The sequence below is a fragment of the Nocardia seriolae NBRC 15557 genome (assembly GCF_007990715.1).
Classification (GTDB): domain Bacteria; phylum Actinomycetota; class Actinomycetes; order Mycobacteriales; family Mycobacteriaceae; genus Nocardia; species Nocardia seriolae.
The window spans coordinates 29,903-50,791 of the sequence record NZ_BJWY01000040.1; the positions used below are offsets into that span (position 1 = coordinate 29,903).

The following is a 20,889-nucleotide window of genomic DNA, read 5'->3' on the forward strand; positions in this document are numbered from 1 at the left end:
CAGGGTTTGTGGGCGAGACCGGGCTCTCGGTGCGATACCCGGGTGGATACGCGGTGCAGGTCCCGAGCGACAGGCGGGGAGGCGTGATGAGGACAGCGCGGGTGCGGCTGGGGCTGGCCGTCGGGCTGACGGTGGCGGCGGTGGCGCTGAGCGGGTGTTCGGGGGTGAAAGTGCCCGACGCGCAGCATGTTTCGGTGCCCGCCACGACCGACCCGTGGCAGCTGGCGGGGCAGGTCTCCGCGAGCGGGCCGAGCGGTCCCCGCCAGGGCGTGCCGGATGCGAATCTGACCGCCGAGAACGGCGACGGCGGGGCGATCGACAAGCTGGCGCTCAATGCCGTCTCCGATGTCGCCGACTACTGGAACACCCAGTACGCCGAGAACTTTCCCGGCACCTTCAAGCCGGTGACGCGTTTCATCTCCTGGGATTCCACCGCCCCGCGCGCCCAGGCCGTCGACTTCTGCCGCAGCAGCACCTTCCAGCAGATCAATGCCGCCTACTGCAGCGTCGACCAGACCATCGGCTGGGATCGCGGCACCCTGCTGCCGGAGCTGGTGAAGAAGTTCGGGCCGATGTCGGTGGTCATGGTGCTGGCCCACGAATACGGCCACTCGATCCAGGCGCAGGCCAAACTGAACGGCTTCCTCACCTCGACCGTGGTCCGCGAGCAGCAGGCCGACTGCTTCGCGGGGGTGTTCCTGCGCGCGGTGGCGGAAGGCAATTCGCGGCACTTCACCCTCAACACCACCGACGGTCTGAACGGGGTGCTGGCCGCGGTCATCTCCTTCCGCGACAGCGAACCCGGCACCACCCGCGACGAGCACGGGACCGCGTTCGAACGGGTCACCGCCGTGCAGATGGGTTACACCGACGGCGCGGCGAGCTGTAAGAGCATCACTCGCACCGAACTTCAGAAACGGCGCGGCACCCTGCCCACGAGTTTCCAACCGGGAGACAAGCAACGGCAGCTCCCGGTCGACCAGCCCGACCTGGCGCTGGTGGCGCAGTCGCTGGCCGAGAACTATCCGATCCAGCCCGCACCCTCCTACGACTATCGGGGCGTCACCCGTTCGTGCCCGAAAGTGACCGTCACCCAGCCGGTCTCGTACTGCCCGAGCAGCAATGTCATCGGCACCGATGTCCCCACCCTGGCCAAACGGGCCCTCTCCGGTGACCGGGGCGAGTTGCTCTCCGCGGTGGTCGGCGGCGACTACAACGCCTTCATCGTCTTCGTCTCCCGATACATGCTTGCGGTGCAACAGGATCGGAAGCTGGCCCTCGTCGGAGCCGACGGCGCGGGCCTGCGCGCGGCCTGCCTGTCCGGCGCGTACAGCACCAAGCTGAGCCGTCCGGGCAGCACGCTGCAACTGTCGGCGACCGATCTCGACGCCGCGATTTCCGGGCTGCTGTCCGACGGCCTGGCCGCCGCCGATGTCGACGGCAATGTGGTGTCCAGCGGATTCGTCCGCTTGGAGGCCTTCCGCACCGGCGTTCTCGACGGCGACGACGCCTGCTTGAAGGCCTACAGGTAGCGCCTCAGGCTTTGGGCAGGTGGGCTTCGAGCCAGTTCACCAGATCGCTGAGCACCTTGTCCTGTTCGGGCTCGTTGTAGATCTCGTGGTAGAGGCCGTCGTAGCGGATGACGGTCTTGTCCTCGGACCCGGCGTCGCGCTCGAGCACATCGCTGCCGGTGGGTGAGGCCAGGCCGTCGGCGGTGCCGTGCTGCACCAGCAGCGGCGCGGTCAGCCGATCCAGGTGGGCCTTGACGTAGTTCCCGGCGCGCAGCATCTCCCCGGCGGTGCGGGCCGGGACCCCGCCGTGATGGACCAGCGGGTCCTCGTCGTAGGCGCGCACCACCTCCGGATCACGGCTGACCAGCTTCGAATCCAGTTTGATCACCGGCAGATTCGGCAGGAACCGCGCCACCAGCGGCGCGGCCAGGCGCTGGATCGCATTGCCGCCCTCGATATCCACGGCGGGCCCGGACAGCACGATGCCGGTCACCTGCGGCTGATCGCGGACCGCCAGGTAGGCGGTGGTGAGGCCGCCCATGCTGTGCCCGATGAGGAAGACCGGCAGCTCCGGGTGGCGGCCGGTGGCGGTGGCGAGCATGGTGCGGACATTGTCGGCCGCCCCGTCCAGCGAGCCGATATTCGCCCGCGCGCCCTCGGATTTCCCGTGCCCGGTGTGGTCCAGGGCGTACACCGCGAAACCGGATTCGACCAGCCGTTCGGCGACGTGCGCGTAGCGGCCGGAGTGCTCGGCGTAGCCGTGCACGATGACGGCCAGCGCGCGCGGATCGGTGTCGGGCAGCCACGCCTGCCAGTAGACGCGGCCCCCCGTGCCCTGGAATTCGCCGGTCTCGGTGCGGGTCATCGGTCCTCCATTCGCAATGGTCGGCACGCCGCCGGAGTGACCGGCGGTGCCGCGCCATTGTCGCGCACTATTCCCCGAAACGGGCCAGACGGTCGATAAGGAGGCGGTTGAAGCGGATCAGGCGGGCGTAGTCGGCGCGGGAGATGCGCTCGTCGGTGCCGTGGATGCGCTCCAGATCCGCGGCGTTCAGCACGATCGGGGCGAAATTGCAGCGGGTGGCGGCCAGATCGTCGTAGTAGCGGGAGTCGGTCGCGCCGGGGACCACGCCGACGGTGACCGCGATGCCGGGGACCACCTCGCGCGCCAGGTCCGCGATCAGCTCGAAGTCCGGGCCCGCCGCCGGATTCGCCGACGGCTCGGAACAGGTGCCGTCCAGCTCGATGGTGACGGACTTGTCACGCACCACCTTCCGGCAGTGCGCCAGCACCCCCGCCACCGAATCACCGGTCAGGATGCGGAAATTCACGAACGCCTCGGCGCGCTGGGGCAGCACGTTCGGCTTCACACCGCCCCGGATGACGGTCGGCGCGGTGGTGGTGCGCACCAGCGCCTCGGTCTGCGGGCGGGCCGCCAGCACCCGCGTCACCACCGGGCCCATGGTGTTCACCAGCCCGAGCAGGGTGCGCCGCGGCTCGGACACGAAATGCCGCACCCGCAACAGCATGTCGATCGCGACCGGGGTCAGGCGCAGCGGGAACGGATGATCCTGGATCCGCGTGACCGCCCGGGCCAGCCGCCCCACCGCGGTCTGCCGCCCCGGCATGGACGAATGCCCGCCCACATCGGCCACCGACAGCCGCACCGTCGCGAATCCCTTCTCGCCCACCATGATCGTGGCCACCGGCAGATCGATCCCGTCGGCCATGCCGGTGGTGATCACCCCGCCCTCGTCGAGCAGCAGCCGCGCCCGCACCCCGGATTCCCGCAGCCGCTGCGCCATCCGCCCGGCGCCCCCGGCCCCGAAGACCTCCTCGTCGTGCCCGAACGCGAGATACACCGTCTGCCCGGGCATCACACCCGCTTCGAGGGCCTGCTCGACCGCTTCGAAAATGGCCACCACCCGGCTCTTGTCGTCGATGGCCCCACGCCCCCAGACGAATTCGTCGTCCACCACTCCGGCGAACGGCGGATGCGTCCACCCATCGACATCATCGACCGGCACCACATCCATGTGCGCCAGCAGAATCGCCGCCACCGGTTCCGCGTCGGGTCCGGTGGCGGATGCGTCGCTGCCGCCGCTCGACCCGGCAGGCGACCCGTCGGGCCGGGCGGCTCCGGTGCGGGTTGTCGCGGTTTCAGCCGTGGCGAACGCCGTCACGGTCGAGTCGAGCCGCGGGGACTGCGGCTGGGCCGGGGTCTTGGCGCCCGCCCAGCGGTACAAGCGGCTGTGCCCGAACGTCTCCCAGGTGAGGTGGGTGTGCACCAGGGGGAACGAGTGTTCGAGATGCGCTGTGAGCCGGTCGAATTCGGCCGGGTCGATGCGGTCGCGTTCCTCGTGGGAGACGGTGCGGCAGCGCAGGGCGGCCGCGAGGCGTTCGGCGGTGACTTCGTCGACGGCCGGGCCGCCGGACGGCGCGGTGCGGGTCATGGAGCTAACCACCCGACCTGGGAGGGAAGTTCATGGTCACAGTGGCATTGTTCACCACTTCCGGTGCCAGCAGGACCGTCTTCTCGTTTCGCCACTTCGCGATCGCCTCGCCGGGCTCGCCGGGCAGGTCGGGAGTGCGGACCGCGGCCAGCAGCGGGAGATGCACCTGCGCGGCGGTGACGGTCACCGCAGCGAAGGCGGGCGAATGCGCCCACACGTCGTCGACCACGTCGGTGACGCGGATGCCGATGCGGTGGCCTGCGGGGATGGGCCAGTCCTGGCCGAGCATCCGGAACTGCGCGGTCGCGGAGACCGGGGCGATGCCGCGGGTGATGACGGTGGCGCGATTGCCGGGGTCGATGTCGTAGACCTCGACGGTGACCGCGGCCGTGGCCGGGCCGTCCAGGCTCAGCGTGGCGGTCGGCGTCCCGGACAGGTGCTGGTCGTGGTCCAGGGGCTGGGAGATGGTCCAGATCTCGCGGTCCGCGCCGGGGATGAGACCGCGATCGGTGTAGCGGCCGGGCCGCAGATCGATATCGACGGCCCGGCTGTCGGCGGGCGGCCACGCGGTCTCCGAACGCCAGCGCCCGTCGAACTGGGCGACGGTCACGCGCGGCCCGGTGGCGACATCGCGGCCCGCGACCTGCCGGTCGAAGAAGGCCAGCAGCTCCGAGGAGAATTGCGGCGCACCGCATTTCTCGGTGCAGTCCCGGTGCCCCCACTGGCCGAACCACGCCTTGTGATCGCCGGGGCCGAGCCCGTTCCACAGCTGGAAGACGCGGTCGGCGCGGGTGTTGTAGTCGGTGAAGCCCTGACCCAGGAACAGCGGAATCGTATTGCCGCGCAGCTTGGCCACCAGGTCGCGGTCGCGCCACCACGCGGAATCGGCGTCATGATCGGTGGTTTCGGCGAGGTAGTGCGTGTAGCAGGCCGGATCGATATTCGAGGCATTGGCCTTGTACTCCGCCGAATCCGTCGGATACGCGGGCGTGGACGCGATCAGCAGATGCTCGAAGCCCGCGAAATCACCGGGCCGGAAACCGTTCTCGCTGATCGGCTTGAGCGAGAACTTCCACGCGATGCCCTGCATGTAGAGGTAGGCATTGGGGTCGGCCACCGGTTCGAAGGCCGCCACCGCGGCCAGTCCCGCGGGCTTCTCCGCCAATCCCATGAGCCCGGTCCAGGCCTCGTAGGAGACCCCGTTCAATCCGACCTTCCCGGTCGACCACGGCTGTCCCGCAGCCCATTCCACCGCCGTCTTCACATCCGAGCGTTCCCCGGGCCCGCCGAAGTCCGGGCATCCGTCGGACCCGCCGAAGCCGCGCAGATCCACGATCACATAGGTGTATCCGGCCTCGAGGAACATCGACACCAACAGATCGTCGGTGGACGGCCCGCCCGCGGGCCGCGGCGCGCTCAGGTGCATGAGGTGGGCCCGGTACGGGCTGACGGTCATGATCACCGGCGTGCGCACATCGTCGGCGATCCCGGCGGGCCGCAGCACATCCGCGTGCAGCCGCGTCCCGTCCGGCGCGGTGATGAACTCCTCGTGCCACTGATACCGCGCGTCCGCGTTCGCGCGCCCCGGCATCGCCATCACCCCCACCACCAGTAGCAGCACGCCTACCAGCGCACGCCACAACACCATCCGCATGATCACCATTCGACCTTGGTGGTTTCAGCCGCCGTGAACCAGCCCCAGGAACCGGGGTGGATCGGTCGGTCCACCCGACATCCGTGCGCCGCCGGAACAACGATCCGCCGCCCGGGCATACCGGTGGTTACGATCGGTGTGTCGGGGCCCAACTCGTCGAGCGAATGAGCGCGGCATGGTCGGTCGAGATACAGACGGGACGCAGCCTGACCTGCGCATAGGAATCGCCGCGGAGCTGGCCGCGGCGGGACTCGCCGATGCCCGCGAGATCGGCCGCGGCGGTTTCGGCGTCGTCTACCGGTGCGTCGAGCACTCGCTGGACCGGCTCGTCGCGGTGAAGGTGCTCGATACCCGCTCCAACGACGACGAGCGGGCGCGGTTCCTGCGCGAGCAGCGCGCGCTGGGCCGCTTCGCCGGCCATCCGCACATCGTGCAGGTGCTCTCCGCCGATGCCACGGTCACCGGACGGCCGTATCTGGTGATGCCGTTCTACCCGCTCGGGTCGCTGCGGGAACGCATTCGCGAGCACGGGCCGCTGCCCTGGCAGGAGGTGCTCTCGATCGGGGTGAAGATCGCCGGCGCGCTGGCGGCCGCGCACGTGCACGGGATCGTGCACCGCGATGTGAATCCGGCCAATATCCTGCTCTCCGACTACGGCGAGCCGCTGCTGAGCGACTTCGGAATCGCCCACATCAGCGGGGCATTCGAGACCGGCTCCGGAATGATCGCCGGGACACCGGCATTCACCGCGCCCGAGGTGCTGCGCGGCAACGAACCGACCGAGGCGGCCGACATCTACGGGCTGGGCGCGACCCTGTTCTGCCTGCTCACCGGTCACGCCGCCTTCGAACGCCGCGAGGGTGAGTCCATGGTCGCGCAATTCGTGCGCATCACCTCCGAGCCGATACCCGATCTGCGGGCCGACGGCATACCCGCGCTGCTGTGCTCGGCCCTGGAATCGGCCATGGCGCAAGACGTCTCGGATCGGCCGGGCACGGCCCGCGAATTCGGCGACCGGCTGCGCAATGTCCAGTTCGTCAGCGGGCTCGCGGTCGACTCGATGGCGCTGCCCGCCGACGGCGCGATCGCGACCGTCGCACCGCCGGTTCCGGTCCCGGTGTCGCGTCCGGTTCCGGCCCCGACACCGTCCACCCGATACCGCCCGCCGAGCTCGCCGCGTCGGCCGGTCCGCCGCGCCCGGCTGCTCGACCGGCTGCGCGCCGGACCGCCCCGGCGGCTCATGCTCATCCACGGCCCGGCCGGATTCGGCAAGAGCACCCTGGCCGCGGAATGGGTGGATGTGCTTGCCGCCGAGGGTGTCCGGGTCGCCTGGCTGAGCGTGGACGACGATGACGACAATGTCGTCTGGTTCCTGTCGCACGTGGTGGAGGCGATCCGCTACGCCCACCCCGGCATCGCCGCCGACCTCGAGCGGCTGCTCGAGGAACACGCCAGCGACGCCGCGCGGCACGTCATGACCAGCCTCATCGACGAGATCCACCGGGCCGGGGAGACGGTGGCGCTGGTGATCGACGACTGGCACCGGGTGACCAGCCCGGCCACCATCGCGGCCATGGAGTTCCTGCTCGACCACGGCTGCCACCACCTGCGGGTGATCGTCACCAGCCGCAATCGCACCGGACTTCCGCTGGGCCGCATGCGGGTTCGCGACGAACTCGACGAGATCGACGAATCCGCCCTGCGTTTCGACGACGCGGAAACCGCGGCCTTCCTCGCCGACGTCAGCGGCCTGACCCTCGCCGACGCGGAGGTCGAGCGCCTGCGGGCCTCGACCGAGGGCTGGGCGGCCGCACTGCAATTGGCCTCCATGTCGCTGCGCGACCGCGACGATCCCGGCGCGTACATCGACCAGATCTCGGGGCGCCACTACGCCATCGGCGAGTACCTGATGGAGAACGTCGTCGACACCCTCGAACCCGAGCTCCTCGAATTCGTCATGCGCACCTCGGTCGCCGAGCGCGTCAACGGCGAGCTCGCCGAGGCCCTGACCGGCGTGCCCAACGGCCAGGACATGCTCGAACAGGTGCGGCAGCGAGACCTGTTCCTGCGCAGCATCGATGACGACCTGCGCTGGTTCCGCTACCACACGCTGTTCGCCGATTTCCTGCGCGACCGCCTGATCCGGCTGCATCCGGGACTGCTCGAGGAACTGCACCGCACCGCCGCGGACTGGTTCGCCGAGCACGACATGCTCGCCGAGGCGGTCGATCACCTGCTCGCCGCGGGCGAACCCCGGCGGGCGACCGAACTGGTGGCCGAGCACGGCGAACGACTGATGGAGCAGTCCCGCATGGGGACGCTGCTCGGACTGGCGGCCAAACTGCCCGGCTCGCTCGCCGCGTCGAATCCGCGGCTCCAGGTGCAGATCGGCTGGGCCAATGTCGCCATGCAACGCCCGGCCGCCGCCGCGACCGCACTCGAGTGCGCCGAGAAGGCGTTGGCCGGGCTCCCCGAGGACGCGGGCCGGGCCGACCTCGAACTCGAACTCGAGGTGAAGCTGGTGCACACCGCGCTGAGCTTCGCCACCGACCAGACCATGGTGCTCGCGCCCGAGCTCGTCGCGGCGCGGGATTCGGTGCGGCCCTTCATGGCTCACGGACTGGCGGTCGGGGCCATGATCTCGGCGCTGTACCGCTTCGACTACGCCGAGGTGCACCGCTGGCACCGGTGGATCGAACCCTTCCGCGACCGCGTGCGCGGACCCTTCGGCGCCATGTACTGCGACTGCGTCGCGGGCAGCGCCGCCTACGAACAGCTCGAGATCGGCATGGCCGAGACCCGCTTCCGCACCGCGCTGGCCGGGGCACTGCAAACCGGCGGGGGATCGCAGGCCACCCGCCTGGCCAGTGCCCTGCTCGGCGAATTGCTGTACGAGAAAGGGCAATTCATCGAGGCCGAGGAACTGCTCGCGGGCGGGATCGGCCTGGAGGGCGGGGCGGTCGAGTTCCTGATGGCCAGCTACGGCATCGGCGCGCGCCTGGCCGCGGTGCGCGGCGATCTCGACACCGTGCGCGAGCGCCTCGACGAAGGCGGCAAACTCGCCACCAACCTGATGCTGCCGCGCCTGGCGGCGCGAATCCTCAACGAGCGCATCCGTTTGGGCCTGCCTGTCACCGACACCGACCGCACCGACCTCGCCCAGCTCGAGCCCTACTCGGCGCACCCCGACGTGCCCTCGGCGGTCGCGGCCGAACTCTCCTGCGATTCGGCGATCCGGCTGCTGCTCATGGACGGTACGGAAGCATCGGCCGCGCAAGCGGTCTCGCGGGCGCAGCGGCTGGCACAGGTGATCGCCACCCAGCATCGGCCCCGCGCACTGGTGAACGCCGAACTCCTGCACGGGTGCTGCCTGTCGGCGACCGGCAAGACCGCCGAGGCCGCGAAGTTCCTGGAGCCAGCCATGACGCGCTGCGCCGAACAGGGCCTGGTCCGCCTGGTCGTCGACTCCGGCAGACAGCTGTACCCGGTGGTCGAAACCCTCTACGGCGCAACCACATCGACCCAGAACCTGGTCCGCCTGTTCCTGCGACAGGTGCTCACCGAGTTCGAAGGGGTGCTGCCCGCCCGCGGAACCGCACCCGGCACAATCGGCTGAGACCACGAGGGGAGTGCGGTAGATGTCGGGTGACGTGCGGTCGGATGAGCGGGTAGCGGCGGAACCGGACCGTTTTCAGCCGGTGCCCGATCCGCGTCCCGACGACGACGTGTGGCCGGAAATGATGTGGCCGGTGCCGGGAGACGCGGTGCTGACGGGCAAGTCCGTGGAACTGCGCCCGGTCGATCCGGCGGCGGACGCGGGAGAGTTGTTCCGGGCGCTCGACCAGGCGCGGACCTGGGCACACGTGCCCGGACGGCCGCAGACGGCGGCGCAACTCGAAGAACTACTGCGCCAGCTGAATTCGCAGGACGACTGGCACATCTGGACCGTGCGGACGGTCCGGGAGGTCGGCGGAGAATCGGCCGGGGCGATCATCGGCGTCACCGCCTACCTGGATGCCCGTCCCCGCGATGCCGGACTGGAAATCGGATTCACCGTCTACACCCCACCCGTATGGGGCACCGCGGTGAATCCGGAAGCCAAACTCCTGCTGCTCGAGTACGCCTTCGAAACCTTGAACGCGGGCCGGGTACAGCTCAAGACCGACGTTCGCAATCACCGCTCACAGCAGGCCATTTCACGGCTCGGCGCGCGGTACGAGGGCACTTTGCGCCGCCACTTCCGCCGCGAGGACGGCACCATGCGCGACAGCGTGCTGTTCTCGATCACGGTCGAGGACTGGCCGCAGGTGCGCGATCGGCTCACACACCGGCTCGCCGAATTGGACCGGGCTGCGGCTACACCGGCCGCAGGTTGATCATCTTGCGCAGGCGGGCGCGGTCGCGTTCCAGGCGGCGGGCCTCGTAGGCGATGGGGAAGTAGCGGATGCGCTCCGGCAGCATCGGCACGGTGCGGCCGATGAGCCAGCCCAGGGCACGGAGGGCGCGTTCGTCTTTCGCGGTCCACTCCAGGCCGAGCTTGTCGCGCACGACATCCGGGGTGGTGCCGACGGTGAAGAAGTACTGCAGGCGGCCGACCGGATTCGTCACCGCGCGCCACGCCGGGTGCAGCGGGCGGGGAATCTGCTTGGGCGGGGCGATCTTCCGGATCACCTTCAGGTAGTCGTAGGCGACATTCGTGGCCTCCAGGTGGTTTTCGACCTGGTTCCAGAACCACGGCTCCCATTCCGCGTAGGTTGCGGGAATCTCCTTGGGCGCCACCGAGAAATTCCGCATGAGCTGCACGGTCTCCTGGTAGTACGCCTCCTTGTCGGCGTCGGAGAGCTTGTCGCTGGAGAAGTACTTGTTGCCCTCGGTGAAGGCGAACACACCGGTATGCAGCACCCAAGCCCACGGGGCCGAGGACAACGCCCGATGCTTGACTCCCTGCGCGTCGGTCGAGTTCAAGCTGGCATGCATCGTCCGCAGCCGATCCGCCTCGGCGAGTGCCTCGTCGCCGCCGTAGACCCACATCATGACCGAGGCCAGACTGCGCATGGCCCGGCCCATCGGGTCGGTGCGGAAGGTCGAATGCTCGTCCACCACCGCGGCAATGGTCGGTTCCATGGTCTGCAGCAGGAACGCGGACCCGGCGGTCAGCGAGAACGTGATCAGACCGGTGTCCTCCCACAGCCGGGTATCCGGTCCGAACGGGCGGCGTTCGGGGCGTGCACTGCTGGCCTCGTGATCGAGCGCGACGGCGGCGGTCATGGTGGATCTCCTTTGATCAACCGTTCCCATCGGCTGCCCACCCGCCGACAGGATGAGAGAGTTACTACCGAATCGTCTCATCTTGTCGCGAGGGTGGCAACCGTCACGTCCGGGAAATGCGAAAAGCCGGATGACGTGGACCGACCGGGTAACCCGGTCCACGTCATCCGGCGATTCATACCCGCCGCCGGGTGAGTTCGGCTTCCGGGCGCGCGGTTGGCATGGGTTGGCGCGCGCCCGGGTGGCGGGCTTACGTCGTCCGATCCTGGATCAAAAAATCGGACGGCGGTCAGGGCGTGACTAGGTCACGATGCGCAGCGGGTGCTCGATGAGTTCCTTGAGCTGCTGGAGGAAACGGGCCGCGACGGCACCGTCGATGGAGCGGTGGTCGGCCGAGAGGGTGACGCGAAGGATCTTGCGCGACACCACCTTTTCGCCGTCGAGCTTCAGTTCGTCCTGGGCCGCGCCGACCGCGAGGATCGCGGACTCCGGCGGGTTGATGACGGCGGTGAACTGCTCGATGCCGAACATGCCCAGGTTGGAGATGGTGAAGGTGCCGCCGGACATGTCCTCGCCCTTGAGCTTTCGGTCGCGGGCGCGACCGGCCTTCTCCTTGCCCTCGGCCGCGATGGCCGACACCGACTTGCGGTCGGCATCGTGGATGACCGGGACGAACAGGCCCGCGTCGGTGGCCACGGCGATGCCGATGTTGATCGCCTTGTGCCGCAACAGCTTGTCGCCCGCGAAAGAGACGTTGACCGCCGGGTCCAGGCGCAGCGCGGTGGCGACCGCCTTGACGAGCAGGTCGTTGACGCTGACCTTGCCGGAGCCGGTCTCCTCCAGGGTGTTGTTGATCTGCGCGCGGAAGGCCAGCAGCTCGGTCACATCGATCGCACTGGTGAGGTAGATGTGCGGGGCCTGCTGCTTGGACTCGGTGAGGCGGGTGGCCGAGACGCGCTGGATGTTGGTCAGCGGGATCTCTTCGTAATCGCCGGTGGCCGGGGCGACCGCGGCCGGGGTGGCGGCCGGAGCCGCAGCGGCGGCAGCGGGGGCGGCCGGAGTCGCGGTGCTGCCGGCGTTTTCGACATCCTGCTTGGTGACGCGGCCGCCGGGGCCGGTGCCGTTCACGGCGTTGATGTCGACGCCGATCTCCTTGGCGACCTTGCGGGCCAGCGGCGACGACTTCTTGCGGTCACCGGATTCGGTGGGGGTGCTGCCGTTTCCGGCGGCCGGAGCCGAAATGGCCGGTGCGGCAGCGGCGGCCGGAGCCGCGGGGGCGGCAGCCGGAGCCGGGGCAGCGGCGGCGAGCGCGAGAGCAGCGGCCGGGGCGGCGGACGCGCCGCTGCCGTCGCCGAGCAGTGCGATCGGCTCGCCGATGGCGACGGTGGTGCCGGGCTCGGCGATGATGGCCTCGAGGATGCCGTCCTCGTAGGCCTCGAGCTCCATGAGCGCCTTGTCGGTCTCGATCTCGGCGAGGATCTCACCGGCCTTGACCTGGTCGCCGACCTGCTTGAGCCAGGCCGAGACGATGCCCTCCTCCATGGTGTCGGAGAGCCGGGGCATGGTTACTTCGGACATGGTTCCTTCCGGTTCTCAGCGGCGCTTGCCGACGGCGGCAAGGGTTTCGAGGGCGGCCTTGTAGAGCGAGTCGGGCGATGGGAGCGCCAGCTTCTCGAGCGGCTTGGCGTAGGGCAGCGGCACCTCGGCCATGGCCACGCGGCGCACGGGGGCGTCGAGGTAGTCGAACGCGCCGTCGGAGATCGACGCCGCGACCTCCGCGCCGATGCCGTAGGTCAGCCAGTCGTCCTCGCCGATGACGGCGCAGCCGGTCTTCTTGACGGACTTGACGATGGTGTCGCGGTCGAGCGGGCGCAGGCTGCGCAGGTCGACGACCTCGGCCGAGATGCCCTCGGCGGCAAGCTTTTCGGCGACCTGGGTGCACACGGTGGCCATGCGCGAGTAGCCGATGAGCGTGATATCGGTGCCCTCGCGGGTGACCGCGGCCTTGCCGATCTCGGCGGCCGGAAGATCGTCCGGCACTTCGCCCTTGGTGTTGTAGAGCGACAGGTTCTCCAGGAAGAGCACCGGGTCGTCGTCCTCGATGGCGGCTTTCAGCAGCGCCCGCGCGTCGGCGGGGGTGCTGGGGGCGACGACCTTGAGGCCGGGCACGAACGCGTAGTACAGCTCGATGTTCTGCGAGTGCGTCGCGCCGAGCTGCTGGCCGCCGCCACCGGGGGTGCGGATGACCATCGGCACCGACGTCTGACCGCCGAACATGCCGTAGATCTTGGCGGCGTGGTTGACGATCTGATCCAGTGCCAGCAGCGAGAAGTTGATCGTCATGATTTCGACGACCGGGCGCAGGCCCAGCATGGCGGCTCCGATGGCCGCGCCGACGAAACCCTCTTCGGCGATCGGGGTGTCGCGCACCCGCTTCTCGCCGAATTCCTTCATCAGGCCCGCGGTGATCTTGTAGGAGCCTTCGAAAACGCCGATCTCTTCTCCGATGAGGAAGACATCGTCGTCGCGCTGCATCTCCTCGCGGAGGGTCTCGCGCAGCGCTTCACGGTAAGTCATGACAGCCACGGTGATGTCCTTAAACGGTGAAGAGCGGATCGCCGGGCAGGCGATGGGAATCGCCCGCGACCGGGGTCGCGTAGTTGTAATCGAACAGGGTGGCCGGGTCCGGATGCGGCGAGCTGTCGGCGAAGTCGACCGCCGCGCGCACGCGCTCCTTGACCTCGGCCTCGATGGCGGCGGCCGAATCCTCGCTCAGCACACCGGCTTCGAGAAGACGGTTGTGCCACAGCACGATCGGGTCGTGCGCGACGGCGGTGGAGACGGCGTCCTCGGCGCGGTACTTGGCCGGGTCGACGACCGAGTGGCCCTTGAGGCGGTAGGAGACGGCCTCGAGCAGGGCGGGCTTGCCCTCGCGGCGGGCGGTCTCGATGAGGTCGCTCGCCACCTCGCGCACGGCCAGCACGTCGGTGCCGTCCACGCGCTCACCGCGCATGCGGTAGGAGGAGGCGCGCTTCCACAGATCCGGTTCGGCGGAAGACTTCTCGACGGTGGTGCCCATGCCGGTCTGGTTGTTGATCACCAGGAACACGACGGGCAGGTTCCACAGGGCCGCGATGTTCAGCGACTCGTGGAACGCGCCGATATTGGTGGTGCCCTCACCCATCTGGCACACCACGACGTCGTCGCCACCGCGGTAGTCGATGGCCAGCGCCGCGCCGATCGCGAGGGGAACCTGGCCGCCGACAATGGCGTAACCGCCGAGCAGGCGGGTCTGGGTGTCGTACATGTGCATCGATCCGCCCCAGCCCTTGGAGGTGCCGGTGGAGCGGCCGTACAGCTCGGCCATGACGCGGCCGGGCTCGATGCCCTTGGCCAGCGCGTAACCGTGCTCACGGTAGTTGGTGAACAGGTAGTCGGTGGGGCGCATGGCGCGGCCGACGCCGACGACGGTGGCTTCCTCACCCAGGTTCAGGTGGCAGTAGCCGCCGATCTTGGCCTGCTGGTAGCCCTGGGCGGTGCGCTCCTCGAAGCGGCGGATGAACAGCATCTCGGTGTAGAGCGAGAGCAGGTCGTTGGCATCCGTGCCGCCGAAATCGGCTCCGCCGAGCAGGGTTTCGGCTACAGATCTGTCGGATACGGCTGCGTCCGCGGCGGGCGCGGCCGGGCGGGTCGCCTTGCGCGCCGACTTGCGCGGCGCGGCGGTGGTCGTGGTCATGAGAGAGCTCCTCAGCGCTTCCGGGGCGGCGCGACGTGAACGGGCAGGCCCAGCCCGACCAGGGCGGCCTCCATCCCGATCTCGCCGAGGGTGGGGTGGGCGTGAACGGTCTCGGCCAGCTCGTCGAGGGTCGCCTCCAGCGAGATCGCCAGGGCCCCTTCGGTGATCAGGTCACTGGCCGACGGGCCGATGATGTGCACGCCGAGCACCTCGCCGTGCTGCTTGCCCGCGACGATCTTCAGGAAGCCCTCGGTGTCGCCGAAGGACTTGGCCCGGCCCAGCGCCGCGAACGGGAACTTCGCGGCAATGATGTCGTGGCCCACGGCCTCGGCGGCGTCCTCGGTGAGGCCGACGCTGGCGATCTCCGGGTGGGTGAAGGTGGCGGCCGGGATGACGTTGTAGTCGATGTGGGCGGCGTGGCCCGCGATGGTGTCGGAGGCGACCAGACCCTGGTGCGAGGCGACGTGCGCGAGCAGCGCCTTGCCGGTGACATCGCCGATGGCGTAGACGTGCTCGACGCCGGTGCGCAGGTGCTCGTCCACGGGGATGAAACCGCGTGCGTCCGTTTCGATTCCGGCGATATCCAGGCCCAGCTGCGCGGTGTTGGGGCGGCGGCCGACGCCGACCAGCACCACGTCCGCGGGCAGCTCCTGCGGCTTCGCGCCGCCGACGGTGACCGACAATCCGTTGTCGCCCTGCGCGATACCGGTGACGGTCGCGCCGGTCAGCACCTTGATGCCGCGCTTGGTGAACGAGCGCACGAGGGCGGTGCCGATCTCCTTGTCCTCCAGCGGAACCAGGCGGTCCTGCATCTCCACCACGGTGACCTCCGCTCCGAACTCGTGGAACAGGTTGGCCCACTCCGCGCCCACCGCGCTGCCGCCGATGACGACCAGCCGCTTGGGGACCTCGGTGAGGCCGAACGCGCCGTCGGAGGTGATCACGCCGGGCAGGTCCGCGCCGGGGATCGGGAGGACGGCCGGGACCGAACCGGTCGCGATGATGACGTCGGTCGCGCTCACGGTGCGAACGGCATTCGCGGTCGGGGCCGCGGCGTAGCGCGGGCCGCCCTCGAAGATCGGCGACGGACCGGCCTCGACGACCTCGACGGAGGTCGGGCCGGTGAAGCGGGCGTGGCCCTCGATGACGGTGACGCCATTGGCCTTCAGCAGCCCCGCGACGCCATCGGTCAGTTCCTTGACGATGCCGTCCTTGCGCTGCCGCACCGCGGCGTAGTCGAAGCGCAGGTTATCGGCGTAGATCCCGAAGTCTGCGGCGTGCGCGATGGTGTGGAAGACCTCCGCGGAGCGCAGCATGGCCTTGGTCGGGATGCAGCCCCAGTTCAGGCAGACCCCGCCCGGGCGCTCCTTCTCCACCAGGCCAACATTCAGGCCCCGCTGAGCGGCCCGGATGGCGGCCACATAACCGCCCGGGCCGCCGCCGATCACCAGAAGATCGAATTCCGGCACTCGTGGTGCTCCTCATCTCGATGTACTCACAGACCCTGCGTCGGTTGTGATGCGGGTCATTCCGATCGAGTCTGTCGGTCACCAAATGCACAAACAAGGAACTGGAAGCCCATATATGACAGGAATCGACTGGGCGCTGAGCACAATTCGTACCCGCTGGTAGCGGGCGTTCGAGGGCTCAATCGTGCGTGGATCCGGGCAGTTCCAGAGCGGCCAGCGCGAGGGAAAGTTCCACGTAGGAGCGCTGGCCCTCCAGCGGACGGCCGAGCAGCATGGTGATGCGCTGCAACCGGTTGATCACCGTGTTGCGATGGCAGTGCAGTCGGGGCGCGGCATTGGCCGCCGAGCAGTTCTCGGCCAGCCAGACGGCCAGCGTCGTCAACAGAATGTCGCGTTCCTTCGGCGGCAGTTCCAGCACCGGGCCGAGGGTGCGGCTCACCAGGAGATCGGCGAGATCGGGGGAGCGCAGCAGCAGCGCCTCGGGATAGCGCTCGTCCAGCGAGACCAGCAGACCCTGCGCGTCGCCGGAGACGGTTTCCAGCGCCAAGGCCGCCAGACCGTGCCCGGTATCGATGCTCGCCAGCCCGGGCACCGTGGGGGAGACGCCCGCCCGGCCCCGGATCAGCGGCCGAAGCTGTTGCAGCACAGCGGAACTGTCGCGATGCTCCAGCGACACCAGGCCGACCGTGGAGTCCACCCGGTCGTGCCACACCGACCGGATGCCCGACACACCCAGCGCCGCTTCGGCTCCCATGTGCAGCGGCGGCCCGCCCGCACTCTGCGCGACCACCACCAGGTACGCCCCGTTCGGCGGCAGATTCAGCTCGCGCCCGGCCCGCGCCGCGAAGGTGGCGTCGTGCGCGCGGCCGGCCAGCAGATCCTCCATCCGCGAATGCCTGCGCCGCTCATCACTGCGCACCCGCTCCAGTTCGGTGGTCCGGTAGGAGGCGACCAGCGCCGACGACATCCCGTCGACCACCGCCCACATCACCGAACCCACCTGCCGGATCTCACTCGGCCCGATGTCATCGGCCTTGTCCAGCAGCGCTTCCCACACGATCTGCCCGCCGAGCCGGAAGGTCCGCAGCATCGCCTCGAGCGGCACGCCCTGTTCGGCCCGCCGCCGCCCGATCGCCGCGGCCACATCATCCCCGACCGGATCCGGATCCTGCCCGCGCAGCAACTCCAGAATCCGCGTCAGATACCGCTTGCACCCGTCGCGCAGATCCGCCCGCGGCACCGCCGTGTAATCCGTCCACTCCGGATTGTCGGTGGCGATCGCCGCCATCAGCCGCTTCGTCAGCTCCGGCACCTCGGCCTGGCACGCGGCCGCCAACCGCTGCGTACCGAGCGTCGGTACCGGATGCCTGGGAGCCGCCATGCCCTTCAACCTACGCCGCACCCCCGAGCCCGCACCCACCCGGCGCGCCACCGCTGGCTCGCTGGTCAGCGGGCTTCGCGCGAGCCGAGGACCGGCTTGATGTCGAGGATGGGGGTGCCGTCGATGGCTTCGAGACCGGCCACGCCGAGCACCTCGGGGGTGACCGCGGTCAGGGTGACCTCGTGCAATCCGATGGGGTTGGGGCGGTCGGGGGAGCGGGTGGCGAAGACGCCGGTGGGCGGGCGGGTGCGGTCGCCGCGCGGGTAGACCGACAGGGTGTCGCGGCTGCCCGCGTGCAGCCAGGTGAGCAGGATGACACGCATGCCGGGGGTCAGATCGGCTGCCGCTGCGGCGAATGCGGGGGACAGGACCACTTCGGCGGGCGGTGCGTCCTCGTCCGGCTGGCGCGGCGCGCCCGCGCGGTCGGTGAGGGCGGAACGGACCCGGCCCACCGGGCGCACCTCGAAATGGTCAGGGTTACTGGAGAATTCGGGGGACATGGCCGTCCGCTCCTTCCACCGTCGTGAATGCCGTGCGGCTCACGCCGACATTATCCGGTCGACGATCCGATCCGAGTCCGGAACCGGCGCGCTGCCGGAAACCGCCAAGGATTCGTAAATCCGGGGCGCGGACGCTTGTGCGGGTGGGCCCGGTGCGGTGTGCTGGGTCGGGCTCTCGGAAATTGACCGACCGGTTGCTCGCGGCGCGAAATCGCCGCCTGCCGGTACGCAGTATTCACGAGAGATTAACGGCCGCAGGGACGCTCGATTGGCAGAATGGATTGCCGGACGTACCGCGAACTCGAGGGGAGTGCAATGAACGCAATGCTGGCCGCATCGCCCGCGCCGAATCCGATCTTTCATTCGGTGTCGCAGCGAATCCGGGAATTCTTTGCCGAGCCGATGCTCGGCCCGCAGCCCGGCGATGCGCGCCTGCTCGCCCGCACGCCCCTCGCCGTACTCGGCCCCGCCCCACGGCGATAGGCCGATCACCCGGGAGCCGCGGCGGCTCCCACAGTCGACGCCGCCGTGGTTTCCGCTGATCGGACTGCGCGGCACGATATTTCGCTCCGCCATCCATTGGACGGCGTATGATCGGCCCCGATGGGCACCCGGGGTCAAAGCGAACGCGTAGTGACAACCGACTGGGACGTGTTCGTTCACGCTCTGGCCGGCTGCCTCGCGAAACTGCCCTCCCGCGCGACCTTGATCCTCGCCGCCACCGGCAACCGCTACGTCCAAATCCAGCAGTTCGACATCAAACTCTCCGCCGAACTCACCGGCGATTACTATCTCGCCGAACCGATTTCCCCCGCCGCCGCCCACCGATTACGCGAAATCGGCTGGACCGCCCCCGCCCCGCAGCATGACATCGACAACTGGCACCGCATCCTGCTCTGGCCCATCCCGCTCAGCGGCCTCGAAGACCTGGCCCGCTCCGTGGCCATCGGCCTGCACGAGGCCCTCGGCGTCCCCACCCCCGACGACCTGCACGCCGCCGGCTGGGCCGACCCGTCCCACGGCCTCGACCTCTCCGCCCTGGCCGCGATTCCCCCGCCGCCCGCGATGCCGCGATCAGATCAGCAGCAGCGCCATCAATAGTGCGCAACAGCCCATTTCGATAGCCCCCACCTGTCCCGGGCGCAGCGAACGACCGGGCAAGGATGCGGCACGCACGAGAAACAGGGCGAATCCGATGGTGAGCCACGGGTTCAGGAACGCGGCGACCGCCAGCGCGATCACGTGGTAGCCGACCGAAATCCGGTAGAAGTCGCGGTTTCCGCGTTCGCGGATCATCGTCTTCACATAGAAGATAGTGCCCGCGAAGTACAGCAGGCAGGCGAGGGCGGGCCGCCACCCGTCGGCGAGGTCACCACCGCCCGAATACAGTGAGACCAACAGCATTCCGCACGCGGGAAACACCGCGACCAAGCCATTGATCAGCGCCCGCTCGTCATTGCGCCACGCGTACCAGAGATTCACCGCGAAGAACGGGGCCATCGCGGCGGCGGCCACCAGCAGCCACGGCCGCGCGATCACCAACGCCCCGCCGATGACCGCCAGCGCGGCACCGAAGGTCAGCAGCGGGCGTAGGTGGCGGCGCGGGGCCTTCGGATTCCGCGAAATATGGCGCAGCCGTAGGTACTGCTCGAGATGGAATGCGGTCATATAGCCGAGCAGCCAGGCGATCAGTAGCGGCAGATGTACCCACGACGGCCGCCCCAGCCACATCCCGACCAGGAACGGCACCGCCAGCATCGCCCACGCGCCGTGCTGATTCGGCAACCAGGTGCGCAGCTGCTTGCGCACCGCCCTGGACCGGGCGGGCGCGGGGGCGGCGGACTGGGTGGGCACCATGAAATCGTAGGGCGGGCCGTGGCTCCCGGGCCTGTGCTTTCAATCCCCCGAAACAGAGGCATATTTCGGATCACACGTGTGCCTCCCGCCCCTGGACGGGAGGCACACTTCCGGTGTCGTGCGGGTCAGCCCACCAGCTTCTCGTGCAGTCGCAGGATGGTTCCCGCGTCCAGCCCGAGCCCCTTGGTCAGGTAATTGCCGAAGTCGCCGTACTTCTGGTTCATCTGATCGACGGCGACGTTCAGGTAGTCATCGCTGACGATCTGCAAGGGAATCAGCAGGTCCGGATTCTGCATGAGCCCGGCCGCTTTCAACTGATCCCGCAGGGCGGCGTCCGCGGCGGCCCGATACTGGTTGGACAGCAGGTAGTCCTGGCGCGTGATGCTCTCCGGCACACCCACCGCCCGCAACAGCACGTATGTCATCCACCCGGTGCGGTCCTTGCCCGAGGTGCAGTGGTACAGGAACGGCCCCGACGCCGCCGCCACATCCTTGATGGTCTGCGAGAACTTCGCCGTCGCATCCGCACCCAGGAAGTTGGTGTAGGCATTTCGCATGATCTGCTCGGCCTTGCCGTCCCCGAGCAGCGCCTGCTGCTGCACCGGATCCTTGGTCCCGATCGCCTGCGCCGTCTTCAGATAGATGCCACCGTCATCGATGGGCCGCGCCACCGCGCTCACCCCGGCGGGCAACCTGTCCGCGCCCAAACCCTGCACCTCGGCGGACGTCCGGAAGTCGACCACGGTCTTGACCCCCAGCGTCCCGAGCTTCTGCACATCGGCATCGGTCAGCTTGCCCAGCGCATCGGCCCGAATCACCCTCCCGGACTTGGTCGGATCCCCGGTATAGGTGACGTACCCGCCGACATCCCGCACGTTCACCGCCCCTTGCAGGGTGATCTGGGTGGCATCCTGCCGCATGATCGGCGCGGCCACCGCCACCGATGGCAGCGCGGCGACCACACCCCCGAACGCCGTGGCAGCCGAAGCAGTCAAAGCGAGAACCGAAACGCGAAGTCGCGCAAAACGTTTATTTTTCACAGCCCGGGACGCTAGTGTCG

17 protein-coding genes are annotated in these 20,889 nt (G+C 69.1%); 5 read left to right on the plus strand and 12 right to left on the minus strand.

Going from position 1 to position 20,889, the window contains the following annotated elements:
• The first annotated feature begins 86 nt into the window (after positions 1-86).
• A complete protein-coding gene (locus NS2_RS14825) occupies positions 87-1,532 on the plus strand; it encodes a neutral zinc metallopeptidase (protein ID WP_033088044.1) in 1,446 nt (481 codons plus the stop codon).
• A 4-nt stretch (positions 1,533-1,536) separates the two neighbouring features.
• Here the strand turns inward: NS2_RS14825 and NS2_RS14830 are convergent, their stop codons facing one another.
• The 3 genes from NS2_RS14830 to NS2_RS14840 all read right to left on the minus strand — a co-directional run bounded on the left by NS2_RS14830 (position 1,537) and on the right by NS2_RS14840 (position 5,618).
• Positions 1,537-2,376: an alpha/beta hydrolase gene (locus NS2_RS14830; RefSeq protein ID WP_033088045.1), complete on the minus strand. Its 840-nt coding sequence runs from the start codon at positions 2,374-2,376 to the stop codon at positions 1,537-1,539.
• A gap of 67 nt (positions 2,377-2,443) precedes the next feature.
• Positions 2,444-3,964 (minus strand): M20/M25/M40 family metallo-hydrolase, encoded by a 1,521-nt coding sequence (locus NS2_RS14835; RefSeq protein ID WP_036546572.1) that lies wholly within the window; start codon positions 3,962-3,964, stop codon positions 2,444-2,446.
• A 4-nt stretch (positions 3,965-3,968) separates the two neighbouring features.
• Positions 3,969-5,618 carry a CocE/NonD family hydrolase gene (locus tag NS2_RS14840; RefSeq protein WP_235263963.1) on the minus strand — a complete coding sequence of 550 codons (1,650 nt, stop codon included), beginning with the start codon at positions 5,616-5,618 and terminating at the stop codon, positions 3,969-3,971.
• 175 nt (positions 5,619-5,793) lie between these two features.
• Between NS2_RS14840 and NS2_RS14845 the strand changes: the two genes are divergently transcribed.
• Positions 5,794-9,234 carry a serine/threonine-protein kinase gene (locus NS2_RS14845; protein ID WP_063897709.1) on the plus strand — a complete coding sequence of 1,147 codons (3,441 nt, stop codon included), beginning with the start codon at positions 5,794-5,796 and terminating at the stop codon, positions 9,232-9,234.
• A 22-nt stretch (positions 9,235-9,256) separates the two neighbouring features.
• A complete protein-coding gene (locus NS2_RS14850) occupies positions 9,257-9,994 on the plus strand; it encodes a GNAT family N-acetyltransferase (protein ID WP_052086461.1) in 738 nt (245 codons plus the stop codon).
• On the opposite strand, the gene NS2_RS14855 is transcribed toward NS2_RS14850, so the two are convergent.
• The 7 genes from NS2_RS14855 to tsaA all read right to left on the minus strand — a co-directional run bounded on the left by NS2_RS14855 (position 9,975) and on the right by tsaA (position 17,972).
• On the minus strand, positions 9,975-10,886 hold the full coding sequence (locus tag NS2_RS14855; protein WP_036546569.1) for an oxygenase MpaB family protein: 912 nt from the start codon (positions 10,884-10,886) through the stop codon (positions 9,975-9,977). The genes NS2_RS14850 and NS2_RS14855 overlap by 20 nt on opposite strands.
• 300 nt (positions 10,887-11,186) lie before the next feature.
• The gene (locus NS2_RS14860) at positions 11,187-12,464 is read right to left on the minus strand and encodes a dihydrolipoamide acetyltransferase family protein (protein ID WP_172416822.1); all 1,278 of its coding nucleotides are present in this window, start codon (positions 12,462-12,464) and stop codon (positions 11,187-11,189) included.
• Between the two features lie 15 nt (positions 12,465-12,479).
• Positions 12,480-13,463, minus strand: coding sequence for an alpha-ketoacid dehydrogenase subunit beta (locus tag NS2_RS14865; RefSeq protein ID WP_155239318.1), 984 nt, complete (start codon positions 13,461-13,463; stop codon positions 12,480-12,482).
• Between the two features lie 19 nt (positions 13,464-13,482).
• A complete protein-coding gene (pdhA, locus tag NS2_RS14870) occupies positions 13,483-14,622 on the minus strand; it encodes a pyruvate dehydrogenase (acetyl-transferring) E1 component subunit alpha (protein ID WP_033088050.1) in 1,140 nt (379 codons plus the stop codon).
• An 11-nt stretch (positions 14,623-14,633) separates the two neighbouring features.
• Positions 14,634-16,091: a dihydrolipoyl dehydrogenase gene (gene lpdA / locus NS2_RS14875; protein ID WP_071343903.1), complete on the minus strand. Its 1,458-nt coding sequence runs from the start codon at positions 16,089-16,091 to the stop codon at positions 14,634-14,636.
• 178 nt (positions 16,092-16,269) lie between these two features.
• Entirely contained in the window at positions 16,270-17,472 is a 1,203-nt protein-coding gene (locus tag NS2_RS14880; protein ID WP_033088052.1) for a PucR family transcriptional regulator, read from the minus strand.
• Positions 17,473-17,537: 65 nt separating this feature from the next.
• Positions 17,538-17,972 (minus strand): tRNA (N6-threonylcarbamoyladenosine(37)-N6)-methyltransferase TrmO, encoded by a 435-nt coding sequence (tsaA, locus tag NS2_RS14885; RefSeq protein ID WP_096490471.1) that lies wholly within the window; start codon positions 17,970-17,972, stop codon positions 17,538-17,540.
• A gap of 324 nt (positions 17,973-18,296) precedes the next feature.
• Between tsaA and NS2_RS36040 the strand changes: the two genes are divergently transcribed.
• Together NS2_RS36040 and NS2_RS14890 are read left to right on the plus strand one after the other, a co-directional pair.
• Positions 18,297-18,455, plus strand: a complete 159-nt coding sequence (locus NS2_RS36040) for a hypothetical protein (RefSeq protein WP_222594870.1) — start codon at positions 18,297-18,299, stop codon at positions 18,453-18,455.
• 150 nt (positions 18,456-18,605) lie between these two features.
• Positions 18,606-19,073, plus strand: a complete 468-nt coding sequence (locus tag NS2_RS14890; protein ID WP_121556100.1) for a TY-Chap domain-containing protein — start codon at positions 18,606-18,608, stop codon at positions 19,071-19,073.
• Here the strand turns inward: NS2_RS14890 and NS2_RS14895 are convergent.
• Together NS2_RS14895 and NS2_RS14900 are read right to left on the minus strand one after the other, a co-directional pair.
• Entirely contained in the window at positions 19,047-19,826 is a 780-nt protein-coding gene (locus NS2_RS14895; RefSeq protein ID WP_197707905.1) for a YwiC-like family protein, read from the minus strand. The two genes, NS2_RS14890 and NS2_RS14895, sit on opposite strands and share 27 nt — an antisense overlap.
• A gap of 128 nt (positions 19,827-19,954) precedes the next feature.
• The gene (locus NS2_RS14900; RefSeq protein WP_230464257.1) at positions 19,955-20,824 is read right to left on the minus strand and encodes a tyrosine-protein phosphatase; all 870 of its coding nucleotides are present in this window, start codon (positions 20,822-20,824) and stop codon (positions 19,955-19,957) included.
• Positions 20,825-20,889 lie beyond the last annotated feature (65 nt).